Source organism: Sphingobacterium sp. Mn56C (genome assembly GCF_049319645.1).
Classification (GTDB): Bacteria; Bacteroidota; Bacteroidia; order Sphingobacteriales; family Sphingobacteriaceae; genus Sphingobacterium.
Map to the genome: position 1 here is coordinate 1,585,632 of NZ_JBMOUC010000001.1, position 12,870 is coordinate 1,598,501.

Consider the following 12,870-nt stretch of genomic DNA (forward strand, 5'->3'; position numbering starts at 1 on the left):
GTTTATAAAAATTTCAAGATTAATTTACCGGTAAAATCACGGCTGTCCATCATGGTATGCGCCTGCACAACATCGTCAAACGAAAACACCTTATGTATTGGCGTTTTGTAAAGACCCGACTGCAGCAAAGGCATAACATGCTGTACAATTTCTTGCGCAAGAGCCGCTTTAAATTCCAGCGAACGGTTCCGCAACGTACTTCCCGTTATGTGAATGCGCTTTTGCATAACCTGCATTAAATTTAACGACACGGTAGCTCCTGCCATAGCATTAATAATCAGCAAACGCCCCTCCTCGCGTAGGATGCGAATATTACCAGCGAAATAATGCCCCCCAATACTATCCAGAATAACATCCACCTTTTCCGCTTCCAATGCTGTTTCGAAGTCTTCTTCCTTATAATTTATAGCCACATCAGCACCTAAAGCCAATACAAAATCACGCTTTTCGGCAGATCCTATTGTCGTAACCACCCGTGCGCCCCAACATTTAGCCAGTTGTATCGCCGTGCTGCCAATTCCTCCTGATCCACCATGTACCAATAAGGTCTCTCCATGCTGCAACCTCCCCCGCTGGAATACATTATGCCATACCGTAAAAATTGTCTCCGGCATACCGGCAGCATCGACAAAAGAAAGGCTGTCCGGAAGCAGGATACAGGAGCCAAAATCTACGGCTACATATTCGGCATAGGCGCCTCCGGCTACAAGCGCCATAACCCTATCACCCGGTCTTAAACCCAACACCGCAGCGCCACACTGCTCCACAACCCCCGACAACTCCAAACCCAGAATATCCTGTACCGCACCTGCAGGGGCAGGATACTTACCCAATCGCTGTAACACATCCGGGCGATTTATACCTGCCGCAACAACGCGTACCAACACCTGCCCTGCCGTAATTACAGGAACCGGCCGCTCTTGCGTAGTCAATACCTCGGGGCCACCGAATTTTTCTAATACTATAGCTCGCATCACTTCTTTTTATGAAAATTTTGTAAACGCATATTCAAGGACAACATAAAATAACGCCCTAACCTATTGTTCCGGGCCTCATAAACATCGTTTCCAATATATTCCGAATAGATACCCATATCCTTATTCTGGTTAAATAAATCATAGCCCTGCAAGCGCAGCAACAACGATTTATTCGGCAAGCAGGTAAGCTCTAAAAAGCCGTTCATAATCGTCTGGTTTACATTCATAAAACTATTGGCATACCCACTGTTATAACGCTGCGACATATCAAAGCCTAAGGAAAAATTATCCGAAACATAGCCCTTGGCTCCCAATCCTAAAAATAACGTTTCAACATTAAATTTCGTACGGAAAGGAATAGAATACTCCGTTTTATTCAATACATAGTTGGCATTTAAAATAGACTCTAAATAATCGCCAAGCTGAAACCTAAACTGTGCCGACTGGTTAAACAGCAGCTGTGTCGTGGTACGCTTTCGTTGATCGATAAACGACAGGTTATTATAATAATCCAAATCGCCAATCAGGTCCAACTGTATACTCTCGTGAATAAAGGGGGTATTAAAACCATAATGCCAGCGCCAATCGAAATAACCATCGGCATTTTTAAAGGTTGTAGTCTGCGTTGTAGAATTTGGTGCCGAGCTTTTATCGCTCACAATTTTATTAGCAATCATATTAAATGCAAAACTCGTTTCAAAATTCTGCATTGTCGAACTGATTACCCTACGGAAAGTAGTCGTAAAGGAATGGGCAAATTCAGCCTTCAATTCCGGATTTCCAACGATTACATTTCTCGAATTTGTATTGTCGACTAGCGGGGCAATCTGGTTAAAGTAAGGCTGGTTATTTTTACCCTTATACCCCAGCTGCCAGTCCATCTCTTTACTAAACTTATACAAGATATTTGCTGTTGGCACCAAATTGATATTATCATACGTATAATCCACCCCCATATTCAACTGATTACCGCGTAGCAACACCGGCTGCACGGCAAAACCGGCATTCATCTTAAATTTCTTATTAGGCTCATATTGATAAGTCAACGACGTTCGATTACTGCGAAACATATAGTTATACTCCATATTCAACAAGGAATCCAAACCACTGGTCGGAAGCTTGCCAAGCCGTTCGTACACCTCCCTTGCTGAATTAATTTTATTGAGTTCAAACTCATAACTAAATTCAAAAAAACTATTTTCAAAGAATGGTTCCACATAACTTACCGAAGCTTTGGTGCTGGTATTTTGGTTACGTTGATAAATCTTTTGCCGCTGCTCAAATTGACCAATAACCGTATCTAAAGCACTAAATTCTTCATACTTCTCCTTCACACGCTCATCGCGTTCCAAACTATTCCCGCTAAACCAAAATGTGCCCACCAGCCTACGGCCCTTCTTATTAAAGTGCTTGGAATAGAGCGCCTGCAGCTCACCATTCGGCAGATATTGATCTATACTATCCCTGTAACCCCCATTATTTTTTACTTTGTAGTTATTTACCTCCGTAGATTTATCGTTGTAAGATATAGACTTACTTAAAGTAAAATTGGCACCTATCTTTAACAAGTCGTTATTGTTGAAACGTGTTTCCGTATCAAATTTAGCTTTATGCACTTGATCCCGATTATGCGTTTTATACGTTTCATTTCGGGTAATCGTATTGCCAATATAGGAGGATGTTAACCGGGAATTACCATCCGTGCGGTTATCCCGACGCACATAATTATAGGAAGCATTAAATGAAGTACGCTTACTGAGTTTATCCGATACGGAGGCCCCTAAAGAGCTTACCGTATTCAAACCATCGACTGGATCCTGGTAATCGCCATACTCCATCGTCCGGCGTTCGCGCACTGCGCCACCTTGATTTTCATACGAGTATAAGTTGGTGTTCGTATTATTCAGAGAGCCTGAAACCGACAATTGGGCACCATTATCGTACCTATTCATACCAAAGCTACCCAGATAACGATCATTTGTTCCGCCCCCACCCGTTACCTGTCCGAAGTGAATTTTTTTACTATCCTCCCGTAAATTTATATTAATAATCTTTTCAGTCGAGGTCGACAACATCCCCGTTTCTTGCGTCACATCATCCTTATAATCCAACAGTTGCAGGTTTTTAATAAAATCTGCCGGAAGATTCTGTGTCGCCGTCAGCATATCACCACCAAAAAAATCCTTATTATCCACCTTCACCTTCCGAATAACTTGACCATTATAAGAAACAGTTCCATCCCGTGTCACCTGGAATCCAGGCAATTGGCGCAGCGCCTCCCAGAGTAAAGACCTCGGTCTAAACTTAAAGGCATCAAAGTTAAATTGCGTGGTATCCCCGATTTTTACAATCGGCACCACCTTTAAAACATGGACAAAAGGAATAGCAGTAGAAAAGGGCTCCATGACCAACAGCGGAACCTCCTTTATAACCTCCTCCTGCGCTACACGTACCGATTTCTGTTCGGTCTTGTACCCAAGCATACTGTATATAAGCGAATTATCACCAACTTTGCCTTGATGAAACTTATACTTGCCCTGTAAATCGGTAATTTGATAAAAGGTATCCTGGTCAACAACCAGACGAATACTCACAGATTTTAGCGGCTTTCCAGTGCTATCCTGCACCGCACCCCAAATAGTTGTCTGAGCAAAAACAGTATTTACCAGGAACTGGAATACGAAAATCAATACAATCGACTTTATTTTATGCTCAAAAAATATCAAAATCTAGCTTAAATAAACAACGAGATTAATATACAAAATTATTATTAGGTAAACTTGAAATTACCCCCAATATTTTATAAAACGATAAATTATTACGTTTCGTATCCCACTCGAGACAATAAGTCTGTCGGAGCAGGTTAACAGCAGCCTACCCCGCAGCAGTAAAAACAAAAAAAGGGGCTGTACAATACAATACAACCCCTTTCTATCTAATGCTACGCTGAAATTATTCGCCAGCGAAAGTAACTTTTACCAAGTGTCTGTCGATTTCCCAACGTCCAGTACCCTCTTCACCGATTACATCGAACAATTCTAAGATACGTCTTGCAACATACTCCTCTTCAACCTGCTCCTCTAAGAACCATCCCAAGAAGTTAAATGTTACGTAATCTTTAGCCAACATACATTTGTCGGCAATTGAATTAAATTGTTCCGTAACGAACATTTCTTGCACTAAAGCTTGTTCGAAAACACCACGGAAAGACTCAAAATCTACCGGAATATTCGTAACCTCGGGGGAGATTGGTTTTCCACCACGACTGCTTACGTAGTTAAAAATCTTTAACATATGTGCGCGCTCTTCATCCGATTGCTTTGCAAAAAATGAAGCCGCATTATCTAAGCCTTGATCATCACACCAAGCCGACATAGCAAGGTACAATGCTGAAGAATGTGCTTCAACTTTAATCTGTGCATTTAATATATTTTCGATATCTTCTGATAAAGATGTTTTAAGTTTCAATAGATCTTTCATATTGCCGTTTTATAAAGTTTCTTACTTTGTTAAAAAATCAAAAGCAAACTTATTTTTCTCATTTGCCGTTGAACAAAGGTACAATGAAACTTAAGTTAAAACATAAAAAATATGCAATACAAATTCAGTCTAAATTAGACTACAAAAACGTAAACTGTTTAGAATCAGTATAATTAAAAAGCAAGATAGCCCCTATGCCATTACAGCACCACGGCGTAATATGGAATTAATCTGACCATTCAATTCCAACATAAATTTGGCTCCGGCCAACAATTCGCGCAAGTTTAGGATATCCTGCACATCCAAAATAAAGCAACGGTCCGAGCGGAAAGGCATAACAATTTCAAAATCAGCAGTGCGGGATGCATCACAAATCATTTGCTCCACATCGATGGCATCGATATGTTTTTTCAACCTAAAGAAATCACGCACATTAAAAGCCGTGGTACCACCTAAAAATTCCAAAAAGTAACAGTTTTTACGGCTACACTGGTACACCGATCCTTGGGCTGTCTTAAAAACTTCTTCTACCTGTGCTAATGGACAAATCATCTGCTAAAACTTATGCTTAATCAAAGTAAATGCTTAATGCAACAAATATAAACCTTGTTAAGAATTAATCCAAATAAATGAAAAAATATATTTCGCCTCCAGCTAAGACCGGGGGTATGCCATCGCCTTGAAAACCATAAATACAAAAAATAGGTACATCTTCACCCCTTGAAATATTTAAATTCTTTAATTTTTAAAGACAAAAAAAAACAGCTTGTCGCCAAGCTGTTTTCTATCTTATCTATTTCCTTTAAAAATCCTCCCCTTCGGTCGATAGGATTTCTTTATGGTTACTACCGTTATTACGTGTTTTAGTTTTATGCTTGTTTATCTGTCGCCTTAACGATTCAACAGCAAGATCTGTGGCTTCTTCAAATGATTTCGCCTGCGACTTTGCAAACAGTTGACTTCCCGGAATATTGAATTTTAATTCAACGACTTTATTAAATTCATCGTCTACATTTTCCAAGCGCAAATAGCAAAATCCTTCAATAATATTATCTAAAAACTGCTCAAGCTTGCCCGTTTTTCTTTTGATAAAATCTACCAATTTTTGATCCGCATCAAATTTAATCGATTGCACTGTAATGTTCATTTTTCCTCCTTTTTTAAGCTTTTGGATGTGCTTGTTTATAAATTGACTTTAAACGTTCAGCCGAATTATGGGTGTACACCTGTGTAGCCGCCAATCCGGCATGACCTAATAATTCTTTAATAGCATTTAAATCCGCTCCATTGTCCAATAACGCAGTAGCAAAGCTATGTCTCAAAATATGAGGGCTTCTTTTCTGTTGGGAAGTTATCATACTTAGATACTTATTCACTACACGATAAATCAATTTTGCATACGCCTTTTTCCCTTCTTTAGTAACGACCAAATATTCGGAAATGTTTTCTAAGGGTGTTAAATTTTTTTTCGCTAAATACTTTTTAAGTTCTTCTATTAAGGTTGAGTGTATAGGGACAAATCTTTCTTTCCCTCTTTTTCCGAATATACGTATTTTTTTACTGTAAAAATCAATATCACGCTCTTTTATCTGCAATAATTCGGAAAGCCTTATGCCCGTGCCGAATAACAGCTCCATAATAATAAAATCACGACTTCCAATAAAACTATCCTCCACCTCTTCCATCTGTTCCAGGAGACCTGTCATCTTTACTTTATCGACGACCACAGGAAGTTTTTTACCCGTTTTTAGCGCCTGAATAAGGCGCATCGGATTTGAGGCCACAAAATTCTCACGTTGCAGGAATTTAAAGAAAGAACGTATTGCAGATATTCCGCGATTTACCGAAGCCGGGTCTTTACCGCCTTCTTTCACCGTAGCGAAATAATACCGCATAAACCGAAAATCTATATCCTCAAATGCAATCTCCTCTGCTTGGACAAAATCCAAGAAAACCTGTATTTCCAGACTATAAGCCCTAATTGTATGCGGCGAATAGCGTCGCTCAAAAGTCAAATAGTTTAAAAACTTCTCCTTCATCATTACTCCCGAATTATAGCGCTCAATATATAAATTTTTATTCGAAATAAAATAGTAATCTACGGGTTTAGTTGGTTAAAAAAACATAAATATTCTTTAAAATTATATAACCGTTCATCAACATTTAAAGCTGAAATTTGTAGTATATACATTACTATACTATAATAAATGAATCGTATGCATAAACATATATATGAAGTTACGGGAATGACCTGCAACGGCTGCCGAACAAATGTGGAGAAAAAATTAAATGAAATTGAAGGACTACAGGCTCAAGTTACACTCGCAAATGGTCAAGCTGAAATTGTCAGTGAGGCGCCTGTCGATACAGCGATACTACAGCAAAAGCTTAATGAATTGGGCGGTCATTATCAGGTTCATGAAAAGGGAATGGCGCCACAGCAGCCTGCAGCCAAAACCGTCGACGATATTGTCGACTCGCCTAGCCATCAATACATCTGCCCCATGTATTGCGAAGGGCAGGATAAAATATACACAGCAAAAGGGCGATGCCCTGTATGTAATATGTTCCTTTCCCCCCTGGAGGGAGTGGGACTGCATAAACCTATGCATCAACAGCAGCAGGATAGCAGTCTGCTGTTGGCAAATGCCAACCATGCCGGAAAATACTACTGCCCCATGATGTGTGAAGGCGATAAAGTTTACGACGTATTTGGGAGCTGCCCCGTTTGTGGTATGAACCTGGAAAAAATCCCCGAAACATCGTTAAAGGTAGTATTCTCCTGCCCTATGCACCCCGAGGTACAAAGTGATAAACCAGGCGTATGCTCTATCTGCGGTATGGATTTGCAGGCCAATCAGCAGACCGAAGAGGAAGATAGTGCATATAATGACTGGAAGCATAAATTTAGGATAAGTCTTATTTTTACCTTGCCGATATTTTTTATGGCTATGGGTGATATGCTGCCCGGACAGCCGGTGAGTAAATTTATACCGCATCAGATTAACGGATGGATACAGCTGCTCTTAACGCTGCCCGTTATTTTCTATACCGGATGGACTTTCTTTCAAAGGGGCTGGACGTCGTTCAAAACCTGGAATCTTAATATGTTTAGCTTAATTGCGTTAGGCACGGCTGCAGCGTTTATTTTCAGTGTTATAGCCTTAGTGTTTCCGCATCTATTGCCGGAAGAAATGTGGAGTGACCATGGGCATGCACCGTTATACTTTGAATCTGTCGTGGTAATAATAACCCTGGTAATCCTGGGTCAATTAATGGAGGCAAAGGCGCATTCAAAGACCAATACGGCCATTAAGGAACTGATAAAATTGACACCGGCAGAGGCAATTTGGCTACACGATGGCACGGAAGAGCGCATCGCTGTGTCCGACATCCAGAAAGGTTATACCTTACGTGTACGCCCAGGCGATAAAGTTCCGATTGATGGCGTTATTACCGAAGGGAGCTCGGCCATAGACGAGTCCATGCTTACTGGAGAGTCTATTCCTGTCGAAAAAAAGCAGGGCGATGCCGTAATTGGCGGCACCCTCAATGGAAATCAAAGTTTTGTTATGGAGGCGCAGCATATCGGTTCAGAAACTGTGCTAGCGCAAATTATAAAGCTTGTCAATGAGGCTAGCCGTAGCCAAGCCCCTATACAAAAACTCACCGACCGTATATCGCGGATATTTGTGCCGGTAGTAATGGCCATTGCTGCCCTGACCTTTATACTATGGGCTTTTAGTGGAATCGACAACCACTGGGCCTACGCAATTACCAATGCATTGGCCGTGCTTATCGTAGCCTGCCCTTGTGCACTCGGCCTTGCCACGCCCATGTCGGTAATGGTAAGTATTGGGAAAGGGGCCAAAAATGGTATACTTATTAAAAAGGCAGAAGCGTTGGAGTCCTTGCAGAAAACCAATGTGCTTGTTGTCGACAAAACTGGTACTATAACGGAAGGAAAACCGGTCGTTAGTGCGTATAAAGGAACAGATAAATTTAGTGATGCGGATGTGCTGCAGCTAGCTGCATCGATCAACATACATAGCTCCCACCCCTTGGCGCAAGCCATGGTAAACCAGGCTAAAACCGAGGCCTTAGCAACCATTGATATTACCAATTTCACCAATATAACCGGAAAGGGAGTCTCGGCTAATGTTTTCCATATGAAGGCGTTATTGGGCAATGCAGCGCTCTTAGCAGACCACCATATTTATATACCCGAGCATATCGTTTCTGAAATCCAAAAACTGCAGTCGACCGGGTCGTCGGTGTCTTACCTTGCCGTAGATGATGCCTACGCGGGATATATAGCCATAAAAGATCGGGTTAAAACCAATGCCAAGGCTATCGTTTCCCATGTGCAGCGTTTAGGAATGGAGGTCGTTATGCTTACGGGGGATAATGAACTAACCGCCGAAGCTGTAGCCCAGGAGACGGGTATAGATAGCTTTAAGGCTCGCTTGTTACCGCAGGATAAATTAGCGGTTATACAAGCCATGCAGCAGGAAGGTAAGGTGGTCGCCATGGCTGGTGATGGTATCAACGATGCTCCGGCGCTAACGCAAGCCGATATTGGTATTGCGATGGGCTCGGGAACGGATGTTGCCATCCAAAGCGCAGATATCACCCTACTTAAGGGCGAGTTATCTGGGGTATCAAAAGCCATCGACCTTAGTCGCCTGATGATGCGTAACATTAAGGAAAACCTGCTTTTCGCATTTTTATATAATGTTATCGGCATTCCCGTTGCAGCGGGTTTGCTCTACCCTGCCTTTGGCCTATTAATGTCGCCCATGCTGGCTGCTGCGGCCATGAGCTTAAGCTCTGTTTCGGTTATCGCCAACTCCTTACGATTAAACATTAAAAAGATTTAACAAGGCATTAGGAAAAGATTAGTGTAATGCTGAAATTAGCGTCTTTGGAAGGCCATTTCTATGGGCCTTCCAAAGACGCTCTATCGCGGATGTTTAAAAGGTAGTAATTTTTTATTTTAACAGCATGAAATTCGGACAAGTTACAGACCCATCACAAATAGATTTTACCATTCCTCCAAGCCCTGACCGTACGATTCAACTGCTGCAAAGGTATAAAAACGATGAGCCTTTAGCGATTTTTATAGGCTGTGCCAAATGGACGCGCGCGGATTTAAAAGGTTTTTACCCCCGTGGAACTAAAGATGAGCTTACCTACTATGCTACGCAGTTTAATGCTATCGAACTCAATGCAACATTTTATAGCAGCCCTTCGAAACAGCAAGTAGAGACCTGGCGCGATAAAACGCCGGCAGATTTTAAGTTCTTCCCCAAAATTCCGCAGTCGATAAGCCATTACAGCAGGCTTTTGCGTACCGATGAAAAAGTGGAGGCCTTTGTAGACGCTACGGTACTGTTTGAAGATAAACTGGGAATGGCTTTTCTGCAGATGATAGAAAACTTTAAACCCAAAAACATAGACCGCCTTGCCGAGTTTTTACGTAAATTCCCGAAAGGTTACCCCTTGTCGGTAGAGGTGCGTAACCAAGAATGGTTTACGCCTGAGATTGCGGAAACTTACTTCCTACTGTTGGAAGAAAATAAGATGACGAATACGATTGTAGATACCCCCGGTCGTCGTGATATGCTGCATATGCGTCTTACAAGCCCCACAGCATTTGTACGATTTGTGAGTGCCAACCATGCGCTCGACTATAAACGCTTGGACGAATGGATTACTACGATTGTGCAATGGAAAGAAGCAGGATTACAGCAGTTAAACTTTTTCATCCATCAAAAAATAGATGTAGAAACACCTTTATTGGCGGCCTATTTTATCGAAAACCTCAACCTAGCCTTAGGCTCAACTATATATATACCACAAAAAACCGTAAACAGCGGATCCATACATATCTAAAACTACAAATCTCAGAAAATGAAACTAAAGGGCATCCATCATATCGCTATTATTGTTAGCGATTATCAACGATCAAAGCATTTTTATACCGAAATATTGGGTTTATCGGTTATTCAGGAAACGTACCGGGAGGGCCGAGACTCGTATAAATTGGATCTGGCATTAAACGACCATTACGTTATCGAGCTATTTTCCTTTCCAGCCTACGTACCACGCCCCTCTTTTCCGGAGGCTTTGGGATTACGACACCTTGCCTTTGCCGTAGAAGATATCGAAAGCTGGATTGTAAAACTTGAAAATCAAGGCATAAAAACCGAAGGCATACGCATCGACGAGATCACAGAAAGAAAATTCACTTTCTTTCAAGATCCCGACGGCCTACCCTTAGAGCTATACGAGTCCTAAACCAAGCCTCCTAGTCCACACAGACGCTCCAAATGTTGGTACTCTATACCATAATACGCTTTTACCGCTTTAATTTTATCCAAAATTTCGCGCTGTTTTACAGGGTCTACTTGTTTTTTAACGGCCAGAATCATGACGTTTTTCGCCGTATGTGCATCCGATACAAACTGCATAACCTTAGTTTGGTACCCATAATACTCTAAAATTAAAGACCGTATGCCGTCGGTAAGCATCTCCGCATGGCGCTCCATAAAAATGCCGTGTTTGGTTAAAAAATCCAAGTCATTAACAGCCTTTATACGCTCGAGTTCGCGACGAACCTGCTTATGGCAGCAAGGTGCAACAACGATAAGGTCGGCATTATGGGTAATTCCCTTAAACAGCGCATCATCGGTAGCCGTATCGCAGGCGTGTAAGGCAATAAGAATATCCAAGTCTCCTGCAGGTTTATAGTCCTCAATAGTGCCCTGCACAAAACCTAAGTTTGCAAACGAAGCATTCTCTGCAATAGTATTACACAGATCAACCAAATCCTGTCGGTACTCTACACCCAACACCTGTGCATTTTTATGCAAGGTATTGTTTAAAAAATCGTAAAGGGCAAAGGTAAGATACCCCTTCCCGGCCCCCATGTCTACAACTTGCAGCTGCTCCTTTGCCGGAATAGCCTGCAGCGCTGTGCTCAGGAGTTCGATATAATGGTTTATCTGTTTCCATTTATCCTGCGCCGCATTATACACCTGTCCGTTAGCGTCCATCAAGCGTAAATCTTGCAGGTAACGCTTATTAACACCGACCACCTTACGCTCCTTCACCTGGTCATGGCTAAGCCCCGCAAGCTTAGTAGCTGTGGGTTTTTCGGATTTTACAAACCAAGCACCTTTTTTATTTAGCTGAGCCACTAAATTCTCTGCAGTCGTAAACAAGGTTGCTGCGCCAAAACCCGTAGACAGATACTCGGTTACCTGAGCAATTCCAGTGTCGATTTCAAAATTTTTGGTGATATCTCTTGTTTTATACCGAAAAGTAAACGAAAGTTTAGGCACTCTTTTTAACAGCACCAGTTTAATATATATATTCTTAAGGTTAGCTTCCTGACCTTTATAATTTCCTAAGGATAATTTTATGAAATCATTATTTTCAATACTTAACTGAAGTTTTGTTATAAAAGATGGTAATACCGACATCGTAGAATAATTATTTTGGGGCAAAGATAGGAAATAGTAGGTCTAAGTTGACTTTTGTGGTTTATCTTTTTACTTTTGAGCTACACACCAATACAGTTTATTATCATGCAGAGTCCAACCATTAAAGCTGTCTTCTTTGATATTGATGGCACCTTATTAAGTTTTAAAACCCATGAAGTATCGCCCTCTACCGAGGAAGCCATCGCACAGCTGCAAGCAAAAGGCATAAAAACTATCCTCAGCACAGGCCGTGCAATTACTAGTATAGACCATGTGAAATATTTAAATTTTGATGGTTACATAACATTTAATGGTGGTTACTGCGTATCGCAGGAAGGACATATATTGTTAAAGAAAACCATCGATCCGCGCGATATTAAAGCACTTTTAAACTATGCTAAACAGCAGCCTTTAAGCTTTTCCTTAATGTCGGAACAGGAAATAACCATTCATGATGTAACACCCGAGATTGCCGGCATGTATGCGCACCTAAATCTTCCTGTACCGAAGCCTGTGGATATCGAAAACGTAGACCCGGCATCTATATTACAGACCAATATCTTTATCAGTCCCGATGAAGAGAAAGATTTTATGGCTGGTATTATGCCCAACTCGCTCGCCTCACGCTGGACACCCCTTTTTGCGGATGTAAACCCGGCAGGACAAAGTAAAAAGGTGGGTATCGATATCTTCTGTAAACATTTTGGGATAGACCTGGCACATACCATGGCCTTTGGCGATGGTGGCAACGATATTACCATGTTGCAGCATGTAAACCTTGGCATTGCAATGGGAAATGCCAACCCTGAGGTTAAAGCCATTGCAGATTATGTAACCGATGATGTGGACAGTGATGGAATATGGAATGCATTAAAACATTTTTCGGTTTTGTAAGCTTCATCAGCAGCATATAAAAGCGCCTTAGA

The 12,870-nt window shown here is 41.5% G+C and carries 11 protein-coding genes; 4 read left to right on the forward strand and 7 right to left on the reverse strand.

Translation table 11 applies throughout. From position 1 onward, the window contains the following. Nucleotides 1–2: 2 nt before the first annotated feature. The 6 genes from ACL9RF_RS06700 to ACL9RF_RS06725 all read right to left on the reverse strand — a co-directional run bounded on the left by ACL9RF_RS06700 (nucleotide 3) and on the right by ACL9RF_RS06725 (nucleotide 6,499). Nucleotides 3–974 carry an NAD(P)H-quinone oxidoreductase gene (locus ACL9RF_RS06700; RefSeq protein WP_422799829.1) on the reverse strand — a complete coding sequence of 324 codons (972 nt, stop codon included), beginning with the start codon at nucleotides 972–974 and terminating at the stop codon, nucleotides 3–5. Next, entirely contained in the window at nucleotides 974–3,667 is a 2,694-nt protein-coding gene (locus tag ACL9RF_RS06705) for an outer membrane beta-barrel protein (RefSeq protein WP_422799830.1), read from the reverse strand. The genes ACL9RF_RS06700 and ACL9RF_RS06705 overlap by 1 nt, the downstream gene beginning before the upstream one ends. 262 nt (nucleotides 3,668–3,929) lie before the next feature. After that, nucleotides 3,930–4,457: a ferritin gene (locus tag ACL9RF_RS06710; RefSeq protein ID WP_422799831.1), complete on the reverse strand. Its 528-nt coding sequence runs from the start codon at nucleotides 4,455–4,457 to the stop codon at nucleotides 3,930–3,932. Nucleotides 4,458–4,649: 192 nt separating this feature from the next. Continuing rightward, nucleotides 4,650–5,009 (reverse strand): DUF6686 family protein, encoded by a 360-nt coding sequence (locus ACL9RF_RS06715; protein ID WP_422799832.1) that lies wholly within the window; start codon nucleotides 5,007–5,009, stop codon nucleotides 4,650–4,652. 250 nt (nucleotides 5,010–5,259) lie between these two features. Beyond that, nucleotides 5,260–5,604 carry a ribosome hibernation-promoting factor, HPF/YfiA family gene (gene hpf / locus ACL9RF_RS06720; RefSeq protein WP_422799833.1) on the reverse strand — a complete coding sequence of 115 codons (345 nt, stop codon included), beginning with the start codon at nucleotides 5,602–5,604 and terminating at the stop codon, nucleotides 5,260–5,262. 13 nt (nucleotides 5,605–5,617) lie between these two features. Beyond that, nucleotides 5,618–6,499 carry a tyrosine-type recombinase/integrase gene (locus tag ACL9RF_RS06725; RefSeq protein ID WP_422799834.1) on the reverse strand — a complete coding sequence of 294 codons (882 nt, stop codon included), beginning with the start codon at nucleotides 6,497–6,499 and terminating at the stop codon, nucleotides 5,618–5,620. A gap of 174 nt (nucleotides 6,500–6,673) precedes the next feature. Here ACL9RF_RS06725 and ACL9RF_RS06730 point away from each other — a divergent pair, with 174 nt between their 5' ends. From ACL9RF_RS06730 to ACL9RF_RS06740, 3 genes are all read left to right on the forward strand, one after another. Beyond that, nucleotides 6,674–9,337 (forward strand): heavy metal translocating P-type ATPase, encoded by a 2,664-nt coding sequence (locus ACL9RF_RS06730; protein WP_422799835.1) that lies wholly within the window; start codon nucleotides 6,674–6,676, stop codon nucleotides 9,335–9,337. A 124-nt stretch (nucleotides 9,338–9,461) separates the two neighbouring features. Beyond that, complete coding sequence (locus tag ACL9RF_RS06735; RefSeq protein WP_422799836.1) at nucleotides 9,462–10,352, forward strand: DUF72 domain-containing protein; 891 nt, start codon at nucleotides 9,462–9,464, stop codon at nucleotides 10,350–10,352. An 18-nt stretch (nucleotides 10,353–10,370) separates the two neighbouring features. Beyond that, on the forward strand, nucleotides 10,371–10,757 hold the full coding sequence (locus ACL9RF_RS06740) for a VOC family protein (RefSeq protein WP_422799837.1): 387 nt from the start codon (nucleotides 10,371–10,373) through the stop codon (nucleotides 10,755–10,757). Here the strand turns inward: ACL9RF_RS06740 and ACL9RF_RS06745 are convergent. Then, on the reverse strand, nucleotides 10,754–11,944 hold the full coding sequence (locus tag ACL9RF_RS06745; RefSeq protein ID WP_422799838.1) for a class I SAM-dependent methyltransferase: 1,191 nt from the start codon (nucleotides 11,942–11,944) through the stop codon (nucleotides 10,754–10,756). The two genes, ACL9RF_RS06740 and ACL9RF_RS06745, sit on opposite strands and share 4 nt — an antisense overlap. A 105-nt stretch (nucleotides 11,945–12,049) precedes the next feature. On the opposite strand from ACL9RF_RS06745, the gene ACL9RF_RS06750 reads away from it, so the two are divergent. Continuing rightward, nucleotides 12,050–12,838 (forward strand): Cof-type HAD-IIB family hydrolase, encoded by a 789-nt coding sequence (locus tag ACL9RF_RS06750; protein WP_422799839.1) that lies wholly within the window; start codon nucleotides 12,050–12,052, stop codon nucleotides 12,836–12,838. Nucleotides 12,839–12,870 lie beyond the last annotated feature (32 nt).

Excerpts from the sequence above, each read along its gene's own strand:
- ACL9RF_RS06700 (WP_422799829.1), bottom strand. The coding sequence starts at position 974 with ATGCGAGCTATAGTATTAGAAAAATTCGGTGGCCCCGAGGTATTGACT.
- ACL9RF_RS06710 (WP_422799831.1), bottom strand. The coding sequence starts at position 4,457 with ATGAAAGATCTATTGAAACTTAAAACATCTTTATCAGAAGATATCGAA.
- ACL9RF_RS06715 (WP_422799832.1), bottom strand. The coding sequence starts at position 5,009 with ATGATTTGTCCATTAGCACAGGTAGAAGAAGTTTTTAAGACAGCCCAA.
- hpf (WP_422799833.1), bottom strand. The coding sequence starts at position 5,604 with ATGAACATTACAGTGCAATCGATTAAATTTGATGCGGATCAAAAATTG.
- ACL9RF_RS06725 (WP_422799834.1), bottom strand. The coding sequence starts at position 6,499 with ATGATGAAGGAGAAGTTTTTAAACTATTTGACTTTTGAGCGACGCTAT.
- ACL9RF_RS06730 (WP_422799835.1), top strand. The coding sequence starts at position 6,674 with ATGCATAAACATATATATGAAGTTACGGGAATGACCTGCAACGGCTGC.
- ACL9RF_RS06735 (WP_422799836.1), top strand. The coding sequence starts at position 9,462 with ATGAAATTCGGACAAGTTACAGACCCATCACAAATAGATTTTACCATT.
- ACL9RF_RS06740 (WP_422799837.1), top strand. The coding sequence starts at position 10,371 with ATGAAACTAAAGGGCATCCATCATATCGCTATTATTGTTAGCGATTAT.
- ACL9RF_RS06745 (WP_422799838.1), bottom strand. The coding sequence starts at position 11,944 with ATGTCGGTATTACCATCTTTTATAACAAAACTTCAGTTAAGTATTGAA.
- ACL9RF_RS06750 (WP_422799839.1), top strand. The coding sequence starts at position 12,050 with ATGCAGAGTCCAACCATTAAAGCTGTCTTCTTTGATATTGATGGCACC.